The organism is Peribacillus sp. FSL H8-0477 (genome assembly GCF_038002765.1).
Taxonomy (GTDB): Bacteria; Bacillota; Bacilli; order Bacillales; family DSM-1321; genus Peribacillus.
This window is the reverse complement of record NZ_JBBODE010000003.1, coordinates 17,513-38,721: the sequence shown is the minus strand read 5'-3', so window position 1 is coordinate 38,721 and position 21,209 is coordinate 17,513. Positions and strand designations below refer to the sequence as shown.

The 21,209-nt window shown below is 38.8% G+C and carries 24 protein-coding genes; 6 read left to right on the top strand and 18 right to left on the bottom strand.

The genetic code is table 11. The annotated features are described in order from the left end of the window. The first annotated feature begins 78 nt into the window (after positions 1–78). Positions 79–756: a response regulator transcription factor gene (locus MHI18_RS21325; protein ID WP_340850389.1), complete on the top strand. Its 678-nt coding sequence runs from the start codon at positions 79–81 to the stop codon at positions 754–756. 47 nt (positions 757–803) lie between these two features. On the opposite strand, the gene MHI18_RS21320 is transcribed toward MHI18_RS21325, so the two are convergent. Together MHI18_RS21320 and MHI18_RS21315 are read right to left on the bottom strand one after the other, a co-directional pair. Beyond that, the gene (locus tag MHI18_RS21320; RefSeq protein WP_340850388.1) at positions 804–1,895 is read right to left on the bottom strand and encodes a branched-chain amino acid aminotransferase; all 1,092 of its coding nucleotides are present in this window, start codon (positions 1,893–1,895) and stop codon (positions 804–806) included. Between the two features lie 190 nt (positions 1,896–2,085). Beyond that, entirely contained in the window at positions 2,086–2,934 is an 849-nt protein-coding gene (locus MHI18_RS21315; RefSeq protein WP_340850387.1) for a patatin-like phospholipase family protein, read from the bottom strand. A gap of 199 nt (positions 2,935–3,133) precedes the next feature. Between MHI18_RS21315 and MHI18_RS21310 the strand changes: the two genes are divergently transcribed. Then, complete coding sequence (locus tag MHI18_RS21310) at positions 3,134–4,207, top strand: AI-2E family transporter (RefSeq protein ID WP_340850386.1); 1,074 nt, start codon at positions 3,134–3,136, stop codon at positions 4,205–4,207. Between the two features lie 38 nt (positions 4,208–4,245). Here the strand turns inward: MHI18_RS21310 and fdhD are convergent, their stop codons facing one another. Both fdhD and MHI18_RS21300 read right to left on the bottom strand, forming a co-directional pair. Next, entirely contained in the window at positions 4,246–5,043 is a 798-nt protein-coding gene (gene fdhD, locus MHI18_RS21305) for a formate dehydrogenase accessory sulfurtransferase FdhD (RefSeq protein WP_340850385.1), read from the bottom strand. Then, a complete protein-coding gene (locus MHI18_RS21300; protein ID WP_340850384.1) occupies positions 5,040–5,405 on the bottom strand; it encodes a DUF2294 domain-containing protein in 366 nt (121 codons plus the stop codon). The genes fdhD and MHI18_RS21300 overlap by 4 nt, the downstream gene beginning before the upstream one ends. A gap of 398 nt (positions 5,406–5,803) precedes the next feature. On the opposite strand from MHI18_RS21300, the gene fdhF reads away from it, so the two are divergent. From fdhF to MHI18_RS21285, 3 genes are all read left to right on the top strand, one after another. After that, on the top strand, positions 5,804–8,755 hold the full coding sequence (fdhF, locus tag MHI18_RS21295; RefSeq protein WP_340850383.1) for a formate dehydrogenase subunit alpha: 2,952 nt from the start codon (positions 5,804–5,806) through the stop codon (positions 8,753–8,755). A 6-nt stretch (positions 8,756–8,761) separates the two neighbouring features. Further along, a complete protein-coding gene (locus MHI18_RS21290; protein WP_340850382.1) occupies positions 8,762–9,250 on the top strand; it encodes a DUF1641 domain-containing protein in 489 nt (162 codons plus the stop codon). Between the two features lie 141 nt (positions 9,251–9,391). Continuing rightward, positions 9,392–10,207, top strand: a complete 816-nt coding sequence (locus tag MHI18_RS21285) for a formate/nitrite transporter family protein (protein ID WP_340850381.1) — start codon at positions 9,392–9,394, stop codon at positions 10,205–10,207. 34 nt (positions 10,208–10,241) lie between these two features. On the opposite strand, the gene MHI18_RS21280 is transcribed toward MHI18_RS21285, so the two are convergent. Further along, complete coding sequence (locus tag MHI18_RS21280; RefSeq protein ID WP_340850380.1) at positions 10,242–10,697, bottom strand: YueI family protein; 456 nt, start codon at positions 10,695–10,697, stop codon at positions 10,242–10,244. 286 nt (positions 10,698–10,983) lie between these two features. Between MHI18_RS21280 and MHI18_RS21275 the strand changes: the two genes are divergently transcribed. Further along, complete coding sequence (locus tag MHI18_RS21275) at positions 10,984–11,739, top strand: L,D-transpeptidase family protein (protein WP_340850379.1); 756 nt, start codon at positions 10,984–10,986, stop codon at positions 11,737–11,739. Positions 11,740–12,035: 296 nt separating this feature from the next. On the opposite strand, the gene MHI18_RS21270 is transcribed toward MHI18_RS21275, so the two are convergent. From MHI18_RS21270 to MHI18_RS21210, 13 genes are all read right to left on the bottom strand, one after another. Beyond that, entirely contained in the window at positions 12,036–12,518 is a 483-nt protein-coding gene (locus MHI18_RS21270) for a metal-dependent hydrolase (RefSeq protein WP_340850378.1), read from the bottom strand. Positions 12,519–12,550: 32 nt separating this feature from the next. Beyond that, the gene (locus tag MHI18_RS21265; RefSeq protein WP_340850377.1) at positions 12,551–13,198 is read right to left on the bottom strand and encodes a response regulator transcription factor; all 648 of its coding nucleotides are present in this window, start codon (positions 13,196–13,198) and stop codon (positions 12,551–12,553) included. A 15-nt stretch (positions 13,199–13,213) separates the two neighbouring features. Continuing rightward, entirely contained in the window at positions 13,214–14,341 is a 1,128-nt protein-coding gene (locus MHI18_RS21260) for a GAF domain-containing sensor histidine kinase (protein WP_340850376.1), read from the bottom strand. Between the two features lie 104 nt (positions 14,342–14,445). Continuing rightward, positions 14,446–14,571: a hypothetical protein gene (locus MHI18_RS21255; RefSeq protein ID WP_340850375.1), complete on the bottom strand. Its 126-nt coding sequence runs from the start codon at positions 14,569–14,571 to the stop codon at positions 14,446–14,448. Between the two features lie 179 nt (positions 14,572–14,750). Next, complete coding sequence (locus tag MHI18_RS21250) at positions 14,751–15,185, bottom strand: MarR family winged helix-turn-helix transcriptional regulator (protein ID WP_340850374.1); 435 nt, start codon at positions 15,183–15,185, stop codon at positions 14,751–14,753. Between the two features lie 373 nt (positions 15,186–15,558). Beyond that, positions 15,559–15,933, bottom strand: coding sequence for a DUF2500 domain-containing protein (locus tag MHI18_RS21245; protein WP_340850373.1), 375 nt, complete (start codon positions 15,931–15,933; stop codon positions 15,559–15,561). Positions 15,934–16,019: 86 nt separating this feature from the next. Continuing rightward, on the bottom strand, positions 16,020–16,145 hold the full coding sequence (locus MHI18_RS21240) for a hypothetical protein (RefSeq protein WP_340850372.1): 126 nt from the start codon (positions 16,143–16,145) through the stop codon (positions 16,020–16,022). Positions 16,146–16,198: 53 nt separating this feature from the next. Beyond that, entirely contained in the window at positions 16,199–17,413 is a 1,215-nt protein-coding gene (locus tag MHI18_RS21235; RefSeq protein WP_340850371.1) for an MFS transporter, read from the bottom strand. A 74-nt stretch (positions 17,414–17,487) separates the two neighbouring features. Beyond that, a complete protein-coding gene (locus tag MHI18_RS21230; RefSeq protein WP_340850370.1) occupies positions 17,488–18,138 on the bottom strand; it encodes an amino acid ABC transporter permease in 651 nt (216 codons plus the stop codon). Between the two features lie 13 nt (positions 18,139–18,151). Beyond that, positions 18,152–18,760: an amino acid ABC transporter permease gene (locus MHI18_RS21225; protein ID WP_340850470.1), complete on the bottom strand. Its 609-nt coding sequence runs from the start codon at positions 18,758–18,760 to the stop codon at positions 18,152–18,154. 97 nt (positions 18,761–18,857) lie between these two features. After that, a complete protein-coding gene (locus tag MHI18_RS21220) occupies positions 18,858–19,667 on the bottom strand; it encodes a transporter substrate-binding domain-containing protein (protein WP_340850369.1) in 810 nt (269 codons plus the stop codon). A 20-nt stretch (positions 19,668–19,687) separates the two neighbouring features. Beyond that, positions 19,688–20,416 carry an amino acid ABC transporter ATP-binding protein gene (locus MHI18_RS21215; protein WP_340850368.1) on the bottom strand — a complete coding sequence of 243 codons (729 nt, stop codon included), beginning with the start codon at positions 20,414–20,416 and terminating at the stop codon, positions 19,688–19,690. Positions 20,417–20,770: 354 nt separating this feature from the next. Further along, positions 20,771–21,184 (bottom strand): hypothetical protein, encoded by a 414-nt coding sequence (locus MHI18_RS21210; protein ID WP_340850367.1) that lies wholly within the window; start codon positions 21,182–21,184, stop codon positions 20,771–20,773. Positions 21,185–21,209 lie beyond the last annotated feature (25 nt).

Below are 21,209 nucleotides of genomic sequence, written 5' to 3'. Positions count from 1 at the left end.
TGTAAGTGCTTACAATTTATTGTACTATTGAATTAGCATGTAACCAATTACTGAAAATGTAGGGAGGGAAACTGTCGAATGATGGAAGGTCATCTTCAGGATTTTCTAAAAAAAATCCAAATCCAATCGGATATGAAAAAGAAATCCGAATTAATTGTCTGGGGATGCAGCGTCTACTTCCCATTCCAGCGTGCATGTATTTTTAGTTATTCACCATTTTCGTCATCCATTGAAGGGATCTACCTCGTTGAAAAAAAGCAAATTTCAACCCTCAATCGCATAAAAACAGATGTTCATAGTATTCCACCTATTTATCGAGCTGTTACCCAAAACACCCCTTTGTTTATTAACTCACACGAAACACAAGCCGCTTTTCCTGAACAGATTATCAACGAATATAATCTTACTTCTGTGATTGTTATTCCCATTACTATTTTAAATGTTTCAACAGGGTTTCTTTTGCTCGATGGATTTGATGGATCGACAGAATTACTTCATCAGCTTATCAGTCAATTATCACAGTATGCTACGTTAGCTGCAGCGCCCTTGGTCGTAACATCAGGAACACTTAGCAAACGAGAATCAGAGGTCTTACAATATCTTGCGAACGGGTACGACATTAATGGAATAGCAGAACAGCTTTTTATTAGTAAGTATACCGTTCGCGATTACTTGAGTTCTGCCGTTCGGAAACTGGGTGTCCGTCACCGGTCTGAAGCAGTTGCTGTCGGTATACGCAGCGGTATGATTGTGTAAACGAAAAAAGAAGCCTGCAAAGCAAGTGCAGGCTTCTTTTTTCACTTTTAATTTTGTATTACTTTTTGCTCCACCTTAGTGATCCAGTTAAACGGATCATCACTTCTTCCATTTTGGATATCTGTTAAGGTATCATAGAGTTTTTTTGACAGCTCGCCAGTTTTCCCATTTTGTACAGATAACTTTTCTCCCTGCCAGAGGAATTCGCCGATTGGTGAGATTACAGCAGCGGTCCCCGTACCAAAGGCCTCTTCTAAAGTGCCCGCTTTTTGTGCTTGGTACACTTCATCCATAGATACTTTTCGTTCAGAAACAGGAATGTTCCAATGATGAAGTAATTCTAAAATGGAATCTCTTGTAACACCCGGAAGGATGCTTCCATTAAGGGCCGGTGTTACCACTTCTCCATTAATTTTAAAGAAAACGTTCATACTGCCTACTTCTTCAATATACTTCTTCTCAATTCCATCGAGCCATAAAACTTGTGCATAGCCATCTTTATCAGAAACTTCTTGGGCTTTTAAACTAGACGCATAATTGCCGCCTGTTTTAGCTTCACCGGTTCCTCCATTTACAGCACGAGTAAATGCTTGTTCAACTGCAATTCGAATTGGATGAATACCTTCTTTATAATAAGAGCCGACTGGTGACATAATGACGATGAATTGATAACGGTCTGAAGGCGCTACACCTAAATACGGTTCAGTTGCAATCACAAAAGGACGAATATAAAGAGAGGTTCCTTCTGCATCAGGAATCCAATCCTGGTCAACACGAATCAATTCTTTCAATGCTTCCAAGGCTTTATCTACATCAATGGGCGGAATACATAAACGTTCATTCGATTTATTTAACCGCTGGAAGTTCTTCTCGGGACGAAAAAGGAAAATCTCTTTGTCACTCGTCAAATATGCTTTAAGTCCTTCAAAAACGGACTGACCATAATGAAAAATCATAGCTGAGGGATCTAGCGTAATCTTTTGATACGGAACGATTCTCGGATCATGCCATCCTTGGCCAGTTATGTAATCCATAATAAACATATGGTCTGTAAAAACCTTGCCAAACTCTAGTTTGTCAGCTTGCGGTTTTGTTTTCTTAGTTGTACTTAGCGTGATCTCCATATCGATTTCCTTCATTACTAAAACCCCTTGTTGAATAAATTTAGTAGTGCTTTTAAAACTATAGTTTATTTTACTCCTTCTTTCAACGATGTTTCAAGTGCTAATCACAAAATTTTCGGAATTTTTTAATCTTTTATCAAAAATATCCAGTTGTATAAAAAAAAGAAACCCTTGTCTTACTAGACTGTGGTCTCTTTTCTCTGTATTACGTCAAAAATTCCATTAATGCTTGATATTGATGACTGGCTTCCTTATAGCCTTGATCATATAATCGGTTAAGTTTACTTGGATTTCGTTCAATTCGAGCGACCTCAATTTTCTCTGACGGCCGAATGACAAATACGTTTCCCTTTCTTTCTTGTTCTTCTATATATGACACGGTCTCATTATATACTTGATGACGACGGGCAATGGCTGTAAGCAATCCTTGATAAGGAGCATATTTACGTTTTAGATACCAGCTAAAGGATTGCGGTCCTTTCATATACCCTTTATTTCGCGTTAAAATGACTACATTCTTTTTATAGTCATCTTTTTCAGCTTTTAAGAGCGGAATAGGATCAGCAATCCCTCCATCTAATAAACTTAGACCTTGATAAGAGATAATTGGAGCCATAAGCGGCAACGAGCTAGATGCCCTGATAATCGTTAGTATATCCTGATGATAGGTAGTTTTATCAAAGTAAACAGGTTCTCCTGTCATACAATCCGTCGTGCCGACAATAAATTCGTCTGAAGCTTGGTTAAAGGTAGTGAAATCAAATGGGACAAGTTCATTGGGCAGCTTGTTAAAGATAAAATCCATCCCAAGCAATTCACCTTTACGTAATAAGTTTTTCACAGACATATATTCAGGATGACGGATATAGTCAATATTTACGATCTTATTGCGATCGATTTGTCGTGCAACATAAGAAGATCCATTGCAGGCACCAGCCGATACTCCGATGACATAAGGAAGATAGATGTCCTTTTCCATTAAGAATCGAAGGACTCCTCCAGTAAAGACTCCGCGCATCCCGCCGCCTTCTAAAACCAATCCTGTTTTTTTCATTTTTTTTCGCCTCTTTTAATGATAAATAGTAGGAATAAATTGTATCATAGATCTTCTTTTTATACTGAATTCAGGATTGTAGGGATGAAATCTCTGTATTTCTCCTGCTTTCAGGCTATTTTTCAGGGTTAAAGTTTACCATGACGTACAGAAAGGGAAGTATGTAAGACAAACATCATTTTTGTGGAGGGCATGCCAAGTGTGGATACATAAACCGTTTTTTCAATATGCAACAGGAATTATTTTAACCATTTTAATTATCCTTTTATTTGGGAAAATAGATTACTTTCTCTGGCCATTTCAAAAAACAATTGCCACTATTTTCTTTCCCGTCGCGATTACCGGCCTTCTATATTATATTAGCAGACCGATTGTTAAATTCTTAGGGCGATACATGCCTAAGCTGGCAAGTATCATTCTTGTTTTCACGATTGTTTTAAGTTTACTTACGCTAGGCACCTATTTCGCTGGTCCTGTGCTAAGTGATCAGCTGGGGAATTTATCAGAAGAATTCCCGGATAAAATGGACAAATTTACAGAAACATCAGAAAAGACGCTGAAGGACCACGATTTTGGTTTGCTTCAAAATGAAGATCTACGGCAAAAAGCAGTTGATTCTGGTCAAAAGCTGCTAACAAGTATGAGTGGGAACTTAATGACTGTCTTCTCTACCATAACTAGTATCGCGACTGTTCTCATCATCGTCCCTTTTCTGCTGTTTTACTTTTTAAAAGATGATGACAAGCTTCGCCCATTTCTACTGAAGTATATTCCTAATGAAGTTGAAGATGAAGGAAACGTAATTTTAAAAGATGTCGACAAGACTCTCTCCGCTTACATCATCGGGCAAACAATTATTGCGCTCGCAGATGGAATTATGATGTATATTGGTTATGTTATTATTGGTCTTGATTACGCGTTGATACTAGCGCTGTTTGCGATGTGTCTAATTATTGTTCCTTTTTTAGGACCATTTCTTGGTGTCATCCCCGCTGTACTCGTTGGTCTTCAACAAGATCCAATGATGGCTGTAAAGGTATTAGTGATTCTATTGGTGGTCCAGCAATTAGAGGGAAACCTGATTACTCCTAATGTCATGGGAAAAAGATTAAATATTCATCCCGTGACGGTTATTCTTCTCTTACTCGCAGCGGGAACCTTATATGGCTTTATTGGTATATTAATTGCCATCCCGCTTTACGCAGTGATTAAAACGCTTGTGAAGAACTTCCGCAAATTCTATCGACTGCGGCAGGGACCGCATAAAATATAAAAAAAAGAGGAAAGCAATTTGCTTTCCTCTTTTTTCTGTTAGTTTGCCTGGATAATCCGTTCTGGACATGTATATACATTTAAAGATGAATGACGGACAAATCCAATCGTTGTAATACCAAGTTCTTCGGCCGCTTGTAAGGCAAGCTCTGTCGGCGCTGATTTTGAAACGACGATTTCACAGCCAATCTTAGCTACTTTCAAGAGAATTTCTGAAGAAATCCGACCGCTGAATACTAACACTTTATTACGGATTTCAATGTTGTTTTTTAAGCAATAGCCGTAAATTTTATCAAGGGCATTGTGACGGCCAATATCCATACGGGTAATCGTATTACCTTCCAAATCACATAAGGCTGCATTATGAACACCGCCGGTTTTTTTAAAAACGTCAGCAGAACCTTGAAGATTATTCATTAAAGTAAAACAATCATCAGGCGTTACTTTAATTGTAATCGCATCCATTTTTTTCGCCGTTAGGGCATCATTTACAAAGACGAATCCCTGTCTGCTCATCCCGCAGCAAGAGGTGATGTAGCGCTTGTTTTGGAAATTTTGATAAAAGGGATTAATTTTGGAAATGGTCACATGCACATATCCCTCGTTTTCTTGTACCCAAATATTTTCAATTTCTTCATATCTTTTAATAATTCCTTCGGATGCAAGGTAGCCTATCACCATATCTTCAATATATTCAGGTGAACAAACCATCGTAACAAACTCCTCACCGTTTATTTTTACGGTTACAGCGTATTCCGTTACAATTCGGTCTTCAATCCACTCTCCATTCCCATTTTCAAAATGAAGGACATTCCGTTTAATCTCGATAGGTTTCATGACTGTCCCTCCTTAGAACCGCTAATAGGTCGATCAAATACAAAAACCGATACGCCAATATCTTCCTCAATTTTAATATCAGAAAATAAATGGACAAGTTTTGCCTCCATGAGCTCGTTCATTCCCTCTGGCGTCTTATCTTTATAGATATCCTGTATTAATGTGGTCCTAGCGGCATGAACCATATTACGGCCATCATCAGAACGTGCAATAAATTTTTCAGTAGGTGTTAGATTTCCGTAGAGTGTAGAAATCACCATGTTATCGACAAACACGGTCTGAATTCGTTCGGGACCTTTTCCGAACAGATCTTTTCGGAGTTTTCTTATAATATCATTAAACTCATGAACTCTTTTAGACATCTCTGTACCTCTTTTCCCCTATATACAATAAGTCTACAGTATTATCCTACTAGGTATACTGTCTATTTGTAAAAGGCTTTATCTTAAAAAGTTTATTATTTGTTTTACTGGGATAATTCCTAATTGTGCGACTTTTTTATTAGTTTAAATGTACTTAAAGTCTTTTTGGAATTATTATTGTTTAATCAAGAAACTAGTTGTATAATAACCATTGTTGGTCTCTTGGTAATTCCTAAATTGTCAAGAGTCTATCATGTGAACTTTCTTAAGATATCTGGATTGGTACTTTAGTAAGATCTGCTAATGAACTATTCCACCATATACTTCACTGATGCCCCAAGTGGGTTTCTGTGTTGTATATGGTGGTTTTTTATTTTTTATACGAAAGAGGTTTAACGATGGAAACAAACTATGTCACCGTCACGATTAATAATCAGCAGTTTTTTGCCGAGGAAGGCAAAACTGTCGTACAAATCCTAAATGAAAATAAAATTGAACATCCGCAAATTTGCTATGTTCCTGAAGTTGACCCGATTCAAACATGTGATACGTGTATTGTCTCAATTGATGGAAAACTAGCCCGTTCTTGCTCAACCGTTGCTAAAGAAGGCATGGTTATTGACCTTCAAGCACCTGCTGCCAAAGAAGCACGTACGGAAGCAATGGACCGCATTCTTGAAAACCATCTGCTTTATTGTACCGTTTGTGATAACAACAACGGTAACTGTAAGCTACATAATACGGCTGAAATGATGGAAATAGCACATCAGGAATATCCTTATACACCAAAGGTAACGCCTGTTGATGTCGATATGACGCATCCCTTCTACCGCTATGATGCCAATCAGTGTATTGCGTGTGGCCAGTGTGTTGAGGTATGTCAAAGTCTACAAGTTAACGAAACACTATCAATTGACTGGGAAGCTGAACGTCCACGTGTAATCTGGGATGCAGGTGTTTCCATTAATGAATCTTCATGTGTCGGCTGTGGTCAGTGTGTAACGATCTGTCCATGTAATGCTTTAATGGAAAAATCGATGCTCGGTGAAGCTGGATTTATGACAGGTCTTGAGGAAGATATTCTTACTCCGATGATCGATTTAATTAAAACAGTTGAACCAGATTACACCACGATTTTTGCTGTTTCTGAAGTTGAAGCGGCTATGCGTGAAGAACGTACCAAGAAAACGAAAACAGTATGTACCTTCTGTGGTGTAGGCTGTTCATTCGAGGTTTGGACGAAGGATCGTAAAATATTGAAAGTTCAACCTTCACATGACGCACCTGTTAATGCCATCTCTACTTGTGTAAAAGGTAAATTCGGCTGGGATTTCGTCAATTCAAAAGAACGTTTAACTAAACCATTAATCCGTAAAAACGGCGAATTTGTCGAAGCATCATGGGATGAAGCATTAGATCTTGTTGCGAGCAAATTAGGTTCTATTAAGCAAGAATACGGAAAAGGTTCTGTCGGCTTCATTTCATCTTCTAAGATTACGAATGAAGAGAACTATGTGATACAAAAAATGGCACGTCAAGTATTCGAAACGAATGATGTTGATAACTGCTCTCGCTACTGTCAAGCACCTGCTACTGACGGATTGTTCCGCACAGTCGGAATGGGCGGAGATGCTGGAACGATTAAAGATATTGCAAAAGCTGGATTGGTCATCATTGTCGGTGCAAACCCAGCAGAAGGACATCCAGTTCTAGCTACACGTGTAAAACGTGCGCATAAACTTCATGGACAAAAATTAATTGTGTCAGATCTACGTAAAAACGAGATGGCTGAACGATCTGATCTCTTTGTTCGTCCAAAACAAGGTACTGACCAAGTATGGTTAATGGCTGTTACGAAATACATGATTGATCAAGGCTGGCATGATGCAGACTTCATAACAGAAAACGTTAACTTCTTTGAAGATTATTCGAAGAGCCTTGAAAAATATACATTAGAATATGCAGAAAAGGTTACCGGCATTTCACAAGCTACCATTATTAACATTGCCGAAATGGTCCGTGATGCGGATGGTACATGTATCCTTTGGGGCATGGGCGTAACACAAAATACAGGTGGTTCAGATACATCCGCTGCTATTTCAAACTTATTATTAGCAACAGGTAACTATCGTCGTCCAGGAGCTGGTGCATATCCACTTCGTGGTCACAATAACGTTCAAGGTGCTTGTGATATGGGAACTCTTCCAGGCTGGTTACCAGGATATCAACATATTACAGATGATGCAGCTCGTGCTAAGTTCGAAAAAGCATATGGCGTAACAATTGATGGAAAACCTGGTTTAGACAATATTCAAATGCTTAAATCAATTGATGAAGGCAAGATGAAAGCTATGTTCTTAGCTGGTGAAGATATGGCTCTCGTTGATTCTAACGCGAACCATGTACATGATGTTTTATCTAAACTTGATTTCTTCGTTGTACAAGATATCTTCTTATCAAGAACAGCTCAATATGCAGATGTTGTTTTACCGGCAGCTCCATCGCTAGAAAAAGATGGTACCTTTACGAATACAGAACGTCGTGTTCAACGTTTATATCAAGTACTGCCAACATTGGGTGATTCAAAACCTGACTGGTGGATTGTTCAAGAAATTGCTAATCGTTTAGGTGCTGGCTGGAATTACTCACACCCAAGTGATATTTATGATGAAATGGCAAGCCTCTCTCCTCTCTTCAGCGGTGCCAATTATGAAGTACTTGAAGGTTGGAATAGTTTCTTATGGGGCAGCAATGAAGGGGTAAGCACACCGCTGTTATATGTGGATGGCTTTAACTTCCCTGATAAGAAAGCTCGCTTCGCTATTGCAGATTGGGTCTTACCTGCTCAATTTGAAGATCAATACGATCTGTATATTAACAATGGCCGGATGCTTGAACATTTCCATGAAGGAAATATGACGAATAAATCAGAAGGTATTCAAAGAAAAGTTCCTGAAATTTTTGTGGAAGTTTCTCCTGAATTAGCTGACGAACGTGGAATTAGTACTGGTTCAGTTATCCGTTTAGTTTCACCTTATGGAGCGCTTAAATTACCGGTATTAGTAACTGATCGCGTGAGTGGAAACGAACTATTCTTACCGATGAATTCAACGAAAAAGGATTCAGCAATTAACTTCCTAACAGGTCCAGCAGTTGACCATCGTACGCATACGCCTGCCTATAAGCAGACGAAGGTCCGGATGGAAGTTATCCAAGCAAAAGGCGGAGAATCTCCACTTCCTGCTAACAATCCGCGTAATAAAAAACGTAACCCGCAAAATGGTGTTGAAGTTCAACGCAAATGGGCACGTGAAGGTTATGTTGAACTAACAAATTATCAAGAGGTGTAATTTACAATGGCAGAACCGATTTCGTTTATTAGAAAAAATATTCCTACTGAAGAAGAAATTCAACAACAAAAGCTTGATGAATTAAAATCACTGCTTACAGACAACGAAGAATCCCTTAATAAGATAATGGGGATTGTCGGTGAACTTAACTCAATGGGTGTTCTTGAAGCTGCTGAAAAGATGATTCTAGCAAAAGAACAAATTACTAAAATAGCATTAGGTCAAGTCACTCGTGAACCTGTAACCAATCTGATGAATACAGTCATGGGAGCAACTGGTGCTTTAATGGCTGCTGATCCTGAAAAAACAACCACTCTTGTTAAAAGTACGGTGGCTGGAATTGAATCAGGCAGTGACTTCTTAAAAACCGATAAACAAATTCGTATCCGCGATTTAATGAAAGTAATGAAAGATCCAGACATTAATCGTACATTAGGATTTGGCATCCATTTCTTAAAAGGAATGGGCCAAGAATTAAAAAAGCAAGACAAATAAAGTAACAGATTACTAGTATGGATTCGGGGTATCAGTTTTGTGCCCCGGTCCTTTTCTTTGGGTAATAATTATCAATTTAGGGTAATCCCCTTTTGCAAAGGGATTATATAAATACTTAGATCAAACTTAGGAGGCAATACAATGGGATTTCAAACCCCGCAGCAAATATCACAAATTGCTGCCGATAATGGCGTAAAAAAAGCTTCATTATCTTTAACTGCAATGCTTATATTAGGATTTTTAGGAGGAGCCTTTATTTCAATTGGTTACCTGCTCTCCATCCGAATCACTGCAGGACTTCCTGCAGAATGGGCAACACTTGGTAATCTAATCGGAGGAGCCGTCTTTCCAATCGGACTTATATTAATTGTTATCGCTGGCGGTGAATTGATTACAGGAAACATGATGTCAGTAGCTATGGGATTTTTCACAAAAAGAGTTACACTATCTAAATTAATGTCTAACTGGATCATCATCACCGTGGCTAATTTCGTTGGTGCCCTATTTGTTGCTTATGTGTTTGGCCATTTAGTTGGTTTAACAGAGACAGAACCATATTTGCATAAGACAATTGCAACTGCACAGGCAAAAGTCGATGCAAGTTTTATCCAAGCGTTATTATCTGGAATCGGCTGTAACTGGCTTGTTGGTTTAGCGATTTGGATGGCGTATAGTGCGGAAGATATTTCTGGAAAGATTCTTGCTATCTGGTTCCCAATCATGGCCTTTGTTGCCATCGGATTCCAGCACGTTGTAGCCAACATGTTTGTTATTCCTGCTGCGATATTTGCTGGAAGCAGCATCAGCTGGGGAGATTATTTCAATAACTTTGTTCCTGTATTTATCGGTAATGCGATTGGTGGAGCCATATTCGTTTCAGCAGCTTATTGGGGTTCATACCTTAAAAATGCTCCGTTAAGCGAAGCAGCAAAAAATCAAAAGAAAAAAGCAAGCTAAACAAAAACGACCCCCTGGGTCGTTTTTTTTAACGTTAATTTTGAGTCTTCCCCTTCACCCAATGCATGATTTTATAGATAAAGGAACGCTTCTTTGGCTTTTCTACTGGTTTTTGAATAATTGGTCTGGTGAGTGCTATATCTTCAAGATCAATAGCATCTTCTACCGCAAGAACTAAACCAATCTCTGTTTCCGCTTCTTTATTCATAACTAGTTTGTAGGGAATTTTATTTTCCACCGCTGCATCGACATACTTTTTTAAATACGCATAATCAATATCCGCATTCAGCAGCAAGGTGGATTCATTATATGTTTTCATTCGTTTAATCAATTCACGATAGATGGTCTTCTCATGCACCTGCCCCTGTGTCAATACGGCTACGACGCGCTCTCTAAAGGTTCCTAGGTATTTTTTGCGTTCTGCTGGTTTAAGCTCCTTGGCTCCGAAAATTCCTTGTTGTAAAATATCGTCTACGTTTTTGTTACTCATAAGGCCCTCCCTTTGTTTCCAGGTTATTCTTATATTGTATCCTGTTTCCGCCCATTTTGTGCACTCATATTAACGTTGTAAAAAATACGTCGGAATTTCTGGGTTTATTTATGAAGCATTTTACCATGTTTTGGATATATACTGTTTTTATAGGCATTGTGCATCGGTTCAATCTGGGGGGAGAAAAACATTGTGAACCGCTTATTATTGATTATAAAAAGAGGTTATCATCTCAGATTCGTATCATAAGATAAATAGACATATTTTTATTAAAGGACGGGGATCAATGAAGAAATTAGTTTTATTGTCTATTGTCTCTATTTTATCCTGCTTTCTATTGTTTGGGGGAAAAACAACAGAAGCCGCTTCTGGAAAAAAACAATTAATTATCATCAACAAGTCTACGAATCAACTAGCCTTCTATGAAAATAATCAGCTGCAACGTTCTTTTTCAGTTGGTACCGGACGTCAGGCATCATACACTCCAGAGGGTACGTTTAAAATTGTTAAAAAAATTGTTAACCGTCCCTATTATAAGGGAAAAATTAAAGGCGGAGATCCAAGAAATCCATTAGGGAAAAGATGGTTGGGTATTAATGCAAGACAAACAAAGGGCGATACCTATGCGATCCATGGAAACAGCAATCCTTCATCTATTGGGAAATATGTAAGTTCAGGCTGTATTAGAATGTATAATGACGATGTAGTATGGCTTTATGGTAAAGTAAAATACAATACTCCTGTTATTATTACTACATCTTCGAAGACATTTACCGCTATTGCCGCCTCTAAAGGCTACCAGGTAAAGGGAAATCCTGCAAGTAAAGCGGTTAGTATAGGCGGGGTATTAAAGAAAGGCAGCTCGGGGCCGCGAGTTGTTACCTTACAAAAGAAATTAGAAAAACTAGGCTATCGCACAAACGGGATTGATGGGTTCTTTGGTCCAGGAACTGAAAAGGCCGTAAAGAGCTTTCAAAAAGCTAAGAAATTGAAAGCAGATGGAATTGTAGGCGGCTCGACTAAAAAAGCGTTAGGACTATGAACGCTAGCAAACCCCGCCCAGTCTGAGCGGGGTTTGTTTTTTCCTCTCTTGGTATTTCATCCCTTCTGAATGTGTTTTATGGTATAATTTGAAGGAATGTTCGTAAGTTATTGCTATTATCTTTTTTAACAGGAGGTTTTCTCTATGGATGACGTATTAGTTCTCTCCATTAAAATTCTATTAATCGTAGGATTCATTGCTGTTTTTGCCATTCTTGGATTTATTAGAGGCGAAGAATAAACGAACCAGGTACATATAAGAAAGGCTGCATGTCTACAGAGACATGCAGCCTTTTTTTAGTATAGATAATGAATTAACACATCTTTTGAATAATACAAAACAAGCAAACTCAACAGTGCCATGACAACGGCTTCGCCTTTATCACCTGTTCTTATCGTTAAGGGAAATCGTATCGTCAGTTTCAAGGGATATAGGAGTTTAATGCCGTTTTTAGTAGCCGCATCTAAAAGTAAATGACTTACCATTCCGATGAGGATTCCCACACGAATTCCTTCATTGGTTGTTAAGAAAGCAACCAGCATATTGATTAAGATTAAGAACAAAAGACTATGCGTAATGGTACGATGTCCGAAGAGTTTATTGATTAGTTTAGATAATCCTTTAAATCTACGGCCAATTTTACTGCCGCTATGGCAAATGTCCGGTAGTAAAGCCCCAATCGCTCCTGCTGAAATAAATAAAAGTGGATCATATGTATTCGTATGTGTAAGGATAATGGTTGCGGCAACACCGCCCATTAGATGTGTTTTTCCAGTCATTTGATGTGCGCCTCTCTTAGGTGTCTTCTTAGTTAGTTCGTTGTTGTTTGATCTAACCCATTCCGGACAGCATATAACGCAGCTTGTGTGCGGTCCTGAAGGCAGAGTTTTGAAAGAATATTAGATATATGCGTTTTTACGGTCTTTTCTGTAATAAAAAGAGCGGCTGCAATCTCCTTGTTGCTTTTACCTAAGGTAATTTCCTTAAGCACTTCTTTTTCTCGTTTCGTTAATTCTTGAATAGGCGAAGGTTCTTTTTGTCCTTGCAGGTAGGATAACAGACTGGATGTGACTTTAGGGTCAAGTTGTTTCTCCCCTTGATAGAGAGAGCGTATTGCGGTAACAAGCTGATCAGGGTCACTGTCCTTAAATTGATAGCCTGAGGCTCCTGCTTCGAGTGCCGGAATTACATGATCCTTATCCGAGAAGCTTGTCAAAATCATAATCTTAGCTTTTGGGTTTTCTGCAAGTATCGCTTTCGTTGCTTCAATGCCATCCAGTACAGGCATGGATAAATCCATAAGAATAATATCAGGATTTAATGTTTTCGCAAGTTCGACCGCGATCAAACCGTTTTCCGCTTCACCTATTATTTCTAGATCTTTTTGTGTGCCTAAGAACAGATGGAGCCCTTTTCGAACAATATGATGGTCATCTGCAAGTATGAGTCGTATTTTCACGTATATGCCCTCTTCCTAAAAGGGAATCATTACATTAATGCTTGTACCCTTCCCTAGTAAACTAGTTAAAGTAAACTCCCCTCCTGCTGCATCTGTTCGTTCACGCAGACTTTGAAGTCCAAGTGTTGGGAACACAGCAGACGGATTATAGCAAAACCCTTCACCAGGATCTGTAATGGTCATTTCCACCCTCTTGCTGCTTAGTTGGATGAATAGGTTTACGTTGGTTTGTCCTGAATGCTTTTTGCAATTATTAAAGGCTTCTTGGCCAATTCGCCAAAGGATTTCTTCGATATGTGCGGGCAGTATAGATACCCCAGTCATACTGCTGGTCACGTCTAACCCAAGTGTCTTTCCATATGCATTTAACGCACTGACGATCCCATTTTCTAAGCCTTCAGGTCGCAGCTGCCAGATTAATGCTTTCATTTCAGCCTGCGCCTGAGATGTGATTTTTTGTATGTTCTGCAGAATGTTTCTTTGTTCTGTAAGGTCATTCACTGTCTCTCCTGCTCGTGCTAACAAATTAACAGAGAATAGCAGCTGTTGTACTGAATCATGTAAGTCCTTTGCCAGGCGGTTACGCTCGCCTATAAGAGCAAGCTCACGCATGTGTTCGGTCAATTTGATTCGTTTAATACTATTGCCAATCTGGTAAGCTACTGATTCTAAAAGGGCCAATTCTTCAGCGCGAAAGTAACCTTTACCTTGTGAAGCAATATTTAGAATCCCAAATTGTTCATCGCCAGAGGTGAGGGGTACGGAAGCATGATGGGTTAATCCATACGTGTCGCCCTGTTTTAAGTCAATGGCCTTCTCTAGCCGCTTACACTCCATAATGTTACTCGCCCTATTTAGTTTTTGATGATTAAATTTATCTACACACCAACAGGTTCCCTTGCACATAGGAGAATAATCATCAAGTGTAAGAGCTGGCGGAAGTGTGTCCGATGCTTCAAGTGTTTGATTTCCTTTAGCATCAATGAAAAAAATCCATCCTGTTTGAAAGCCGGTCACATTAAGTAATTTTGATAGAACATTTTTCAGTGTGATGCGTAAATCCGTTCCGGCATTTAACGTTTCTGAAATCTCTTTTAACACGAGTAATTCTTTTAAATGCTTAGTTTCATTCAAATTCGACACCTACTCACTAGATGTCTTTAATTATACCTTTTTAAAAGGCATTTTTGGAGAATTTTATAAAAGCTGTCCATGTTTTTACAAAATAAAAAAGCATGATTATGTAGTCATGCTTTGTAGAGGTTATCCGTTAGGTCAAGAATTCGATCAATATCAAAAGTGTCAATATGTATGCTGTCATCAGCGATTTCTTCCGTGGCTGCTAAAAGCTGGTCAATATCTATAGTTGCCATCCTAGCACCTCCCACTTAGCTTTAGTCCCTAGTCTCTTTTACCCTAGTTGTCCTATTACTAAACATTTCGAGGTGAATTTTTTATTTTTGAGGGTTAAGCATGTGGTTTAATAATTGTCATCTGTTTGTTATATAGGAAATTTTTTTGATATTTTTTTACAATAAGCCTGCACCGCTGATCAGTGAGCTGTATTTTGTTTGATTTTATCCAAAACACGTGAAAAAGTAGCAATCTCTTCTTCATTTATTCCTACGAGAATTTCCTCATTGAATATTTTTTCTATGAGAGGAAAAAGCTCTAGGCTAAGCTGTTTGCCGCTTTCTGTTATGTAGATTAGAAACGACCGTCTATCTTCTTTGTTAGGTTTACGTTCCATTAAACGCTTTCTTTCAAGAATATCTAATATTCTCGTTAGAGTCGCTTGATCTTTTTCAGAGGTGGAGGACAGCTCTTTCTGGGTAACTCCGTCATTTTCCCCAAGTCTCTTTAAAACCGTCCATTGCTCTGGAGTAATATCATAATCTTTTAAATGGACACTTAGGCGCCGAAATATATTTTTACTCGTTTGTGTGATACCTCTGCCGATAGCATCATCATAAGACTTCGTTATCATAAGGGACAATCCTTTCATGGGTGATTGAACTATTTCAATCGTACCATTATTATCAGTTTACTTCTATCTATTAAATGGATGTGTGGATTAAAGGGTTGGCGTAGAGGTAACATCTATCCAGAAGCATAAGCAGCAAAGACCAGGGTCATACCATTTCCTGTGTTATAAGCTTGGATTAAAAAACTTGTCGGTTTTGCTATTCCTATTTATAGCTATTATGTTTCCAGCGGAGAGCTGCTGTAGTCCACCTTCACGTGATTCATCTCCTCCACTGTTCCACCTGGAGCCCGTATTCCCGCTGTTGCTGTCCTTTGTCTTCCCTAATAAGTTAGGCTAGTACTTTTTTGCTTCACTTTTCTCAACCTCTAAAGTATCAGCTGTTAACATCTCGATTAAAACCGCGATACCGTGTCCCCTGATAACTGAGCGTACCACGGTCCCCATCAGCCAACATTCCATATTCCTGCCCTTTTATTTGAAACTCTTTTCGGTCCCCATTTTCTGTCTCAAAGGTAATGTAATACCAAGTGCTTGCTGAAGAATCGCCGCTGCCTCCGCTGACTTTGGTTCTTTTGGTTAGAACTTGTGCATGTGTAGTTACTTGAGGCTGTTTGTTATTAAAAGAATACTGTCTAATCGATCCTACCACAAGAAAAAGAAAGAATCCGATTACCAAAGCTAATATGATAAAAAAAACCACGAAGAAGGGTTCAAAACCGGGTTCAAAACCTGAATCAATCTCGCTCATAAATAAGTCCTCCGTCCTTTTTTATAACAAAAGAAGATACCCAACTACTTTCAGCTGAGTATCCATGAGCAATCTTGCTCTCGGTTTTAAAAAAGCTGTTCTACGTATTCGCTGGAACCGTCAGTAACAGGTTCAGTCATTTGTTCCATTGTCAGAAGTTGTTTAGCGCTTTCAACGGATTGGTTAGTTGTCTCCTGAATTGTTATTTCCATCCCATCCACCTCGCTATAGTCTATTCATAGCAGGGCTTGGGTGGTGTCATGAATTAAATCGATGTATTTTCTTCGTAATACATCGATTTTGAAGGATTAAAGCTCGCAATTAATAGAACAATTGCTAAGCCTAGTGCGATTGCAGCAAAGAGAAAGCATACCAATTGGAGAGAAAAAAGTTCAGCTGCAGCTCCAACTAGCAGAGTTAGAATAATTTGTACAGCCGCTTGAATGAGTTCGGCCAGACTCCCAAAACGACCCATAATCGATACGGGTACATTCCTTTGAAAAAAGGTGGCATACCCTGTATTGCCAAATGCCATGAAAAAACCTAGGAAAACGAATGAAAGAGTTGCTGTTATGAAATCGTCAGATAGATAAAATGAGAGATACCCAATTTGAGTGAATAGCATCCCCACTCCAAGATATAGACGTGTAGAAAGCTTGTTAGCCAATAATGCGCCGCAAGCTGCCCCTGCAAGGGCCCCTGCACCCGTTAAACTCACGATTAATCCGTAACTTTGATCAGACAAAAGTAAATGCGTTTTGATAAAGGTGGCTTCTTGAGAATCTAATGAAAAATTAATGAGCATGGTCATTTGAAACAAAAAGTAAATAAGCATGAAATACTTCGTTCCTTTTGCAAAATCAGCGATGACTCGATAATCATTGATCAACATAGGCAAACGGATGGGTTCTTTTCTATGCTCTAGTTCGTTATCAACATTTGGCAGAAAGAAGATGATGAGTGCACAGAGAAGAAACGTAACTCCGTTAATAAAAATACAGATATCTGTGCTGGTAGACATGATCAGTAATCCCGCGATAGCAGGACCTAGTAAAAAGGCTCCGGACCCGGTCATACTCATCAGTGAGTTAAATCGTTTTCTCTGTTCACTTGGGACAAGTTTGGTCATGTAGACGGAAGAACTAGGGCCAAAAAAAGCACCTGCAATACTAATAAGTAACAATACGGAATAAATCGACCATAATGATGGCATAAAAGGGATAACAAAGATGAGTATCCCTCTGATAATATCGACAGTTATCATCACCTGTCGTTTGTTAACCCTGTCAATTAGACTGCCTGCCCAGGTATTTGTCAGTAAGATAGCTATCGGTCTGATGACGTAAAGACCGGCTACTGCCGCAGCAGACCCGGTTAAATTCAAAATAGATATGTTTATCGCAATCAAATAAATCCAATTTCCTAAATTAGAGATACCGATTCCGCTAATTAGTAAAATAGGATATTTCCAGTTCCCCATATGGGCCTCCTTAAGAGTTGACGCTCAAGAATAAAGTGGAAAAAATCCGGCTCATAGAATCTGAGCCGGGTAGGTTAGATATTTTTAGCTTCTAGGCGGCGGGATATAACAGATAATGTGTAATTAACCGCAAAATACATAAAGGCGATAAATAGTAAGATCGGCGCGAGATATCCAGAGTTTTGACCATAGATCACCTGTGCATGATGAGTAAGTTCTGGCAGAGAGATAATGACACATAATGAAGTATCCTTCAGCAGGGAAATGAACTGACTAACAAGCGGCGGTACCATACGTCGTAATGCTTGTGGTAAAACGATATACCGAAGGGTTTGGAAATTACTTAATCCAGAAGATCGTCCCGCTTCAATTTGACCTTTGTCAATTGAGTTAAGCCCACTTCGGATGATTTCAGATATCATCGCTGCTTCAAAGATTGTCAGTGCAACAATGGCAGCAGGAATCTTCTCCATACTTATACCGATTTCCGGCAGTGCAAAAAATGTAAATAGGATAATTAAGAGTAATGGAAGGTTCCGAATCGTCTCAACCATTACCGCAAATACTTGCGAAAGAACAGGAACCTTAGCATAACGGACGGTTCCTACTGCCCCCGCAATAAAAAAGCTCAAAATAATAGCGAAAAAGGCAACTTGAAGGGTCACTCCAAAGCCTTCTAATAAGAATTTAATATTGACCCATGTATAAGCTCCAGCAAAATCCATCGTTATCCCTCCTTCAATTATTCTTAGCCAGGCGTTTTTCCAGCTGCCCTACGCCAAGACTTAAAGGAATGGTAAGGACTAAATAAAACATAGCGACAAAGATATATGTATCAAAAACGACAAATGTTCTTGCTGAGATTAAATCAGCTTGATACATTAATTCTCCACCGGCAATGACAGCTATAATCGATGAATTTTTCACAAGATTGATAAATTGATTACCCAGCGGCGGAATAACGATTTTAATTGCCTGTGGTAAAATAATATTCCACATCGCCTGCGGATAGGTAAGTCCTGAAGACCTAGCTGCTTCCATCTGGCCTTTAGGTACAGACTGGATGCCGGCACGGATTGCCTCAGCGATAAAGGCAGCCGTATAGATGGTTAATGCCATTGTCCCTGCAGCCAATCCAGGAATTCTGAATACGAGAAAAATAAAGAAGGCAATAACAAGCAGTGGAATGTTACGGATAAATTCTACATAAGCCGTCCCAATCCAATTAATCGGCTTAAATGGAGCAATCCGAAAAATTGCAATTAAAGTCCCAAGCACTAAGCTGCAGATAAGAGCAATTAGACTGGCAATAATCGTATTTTTTAATCCTTCTAAAAACATATCCATGTTGTTGGTAAGTATCGAAAAATCCAAATTTCATCAACCCCTTTAACGAATCAGGATGAGCGGTTTTCGCCCATCCTGAAAAGCTTGACTAATACAATTAATTATTAGCTTTAATCCACTTGTCTTTAATTTCATCATACTTTCCAGAATCCTTTAGAGCTTTCAGCGCCTTGTTTAGTTCTTTTACAAAATCCTCATTGCCTTTTTTAACAGCAATGCCGTATGGTTCCTCTGTAAAAGTTCCCCCAACTAATTCATAAGACGGATCTTCATCAACCATGCCGTAAAGGATCGAATCATCCGTTGTTAGTGCATCCCCTTGTTTTGCTTTTAATGCAGCAAATGCTTCTGTATAGTTTTCGAATTCCAGAACTTTAGCATCTGGTGCTTTTTCACGGATATTTACCGCTGAGGTCGATCCTTTAACAGCTAGGACCTTTTTGCCCTTAAGCGTATCTATTCCTGTAATATCACTGCCCTTTTTCACTAACAATGATTGTCCAGCATCAAAATATACATCGGTGAAATCTACTTCTTTCTTCCGTTCCTCAGAAATCGTCATTGTTGCGACAATAGCGTCGATTTTCCCTGTGTTAAGAAGTTGAATCCTCGTTTTCGAGGTTACCTCTTCAAAGGCAACTTTTGTTTCATCGCCAAGGATTTCGTTGGCCAGTGCTTTGGCGATATCGATATCAAAGCCTTCCACATCACCCGTACCTGGATCTTTTAAACCAAATAGCCGCGTGTCATTTTTAACGCCGAACACAATTTTATCCTTATCTTTAATTTGTGCTAAAACCCCTTCATCCCCGCTTTTTTTTCCTTCATCTTTCCCGCATCCTGATAGAACAAGTGCAGCCATTAGTGGAACAATTGCTAATTTCACCCATTTGTTTTGTACAAACATATTCGTACCCCCTGTTTTTTTTAATGATTTAAAATACGACTGAGAAATAATTGTGCCCGTTCTTCCTTCGGGTTCTCATAGAATTCAGCCGGAATTGCTTCTTCTAAAATTTGTCCTTGGTCCATAAACACGATTCTGTCTGCCACTTCTTTAGCAAACCCCATTTCGTGTGTCACAACCACCATGGTCATTCCCTCTAAGGCTAATGCTTTCATAACATCAAGCACCTCACCAATCATCTCAGGATCCAAGGCAGAAGTTGGTTCATCGAAAAGCATGATTTCTGGATTCATGGCAAGACCTCTGGCAATAGCTACACGCTGCTGCTGTCCGCCTGAAAGCTGTGCTGGGTATGAATCTGCTTTTTCAGAAATACCGACTTTATCTAGATATTTTCTAGCAATTTTCTTCGCTTCTTCCTCCGATTGACCTAGCACTTTCATGGGAGCAAGTGTGATGTTCTCAAGAACAGTCTTATGTGGATATAAATGAAAGTGCTGAAATACCATTCCAATTTCTGTGCGTAGTTTATTGATATCCGTTTTTTTGTCTCCAACTGAGAGATTATTAACGGTCAACACACCATTTGAAATGGTTTCTAAGCGGTTAATGCAGCGAAGCAGGGTACTTTTCCCTGAACCAGATGGACCGATTACCACAACGACTTCCCCTTTGTTTATGGTAAGATTAATATCTTTTAACACATGGAAGTCGCCAAAGTACTTGTTCACTTTTTCAAAATTGATCATACTTTCTCTCCTTTCAAAGCAAAAATATATGTAGAGTTCTCCTTCATTCACTAACAAAAAACTTTTAATTTTTTATTTTGTGAATTTTTTAAATATAGTAAATTATATTCATATATTGGATAATTAGTCAATCTTCACTTTTTATAGGTCGTAAGGTACTCTATAAACTCATTTTTCTAAAATTCGACATAAAACTAAGAAATCCTGCATTCATATGAATTTATTTAAGCATCTTTTAATCTAGTAAAGTCTTACACTATTAGTTTATGCAGACTTGTACTCGATATATCCTAACGACAGTGGTTATAAATTTTCCTACAAAAAAACAGCCTCATCGTGACGGCTGTTTTCCTCTTATTTCTCTACCTTTGCATCTTCAAATGGTGCGTAGTATTGGTTCTTTGGTGCAAGCATGTCAGTATCTGATGCCCTTTGTTCATTATTAACCGTATAGTGCCCGGATGGAAAGAAATCGAACAAACCGCTGTTTTTGTGGAGTTCTAAAAAATATTCATACAAATCATCCATTAACTGCTCATGTTGTTTGCATTCTATGATATCGCCGCATTCATCTAGTTCAAAGTTTTCATCAATTGCATCTTGAAGTTCTACATGGTTAGCTGCAGTGATATACAAATCTACATCCCCGCAATCCATACATAATAGATAACCTTCTTCACGTACTTCTTCATAAGACTCTTGTACGATATCCTTCAATAGTTTCTCAATCTTTTCTTGGTTTTTTAATGTCATGTTTGTTTGCAGCATATGCTACCCTCCAAATTCCATTTAT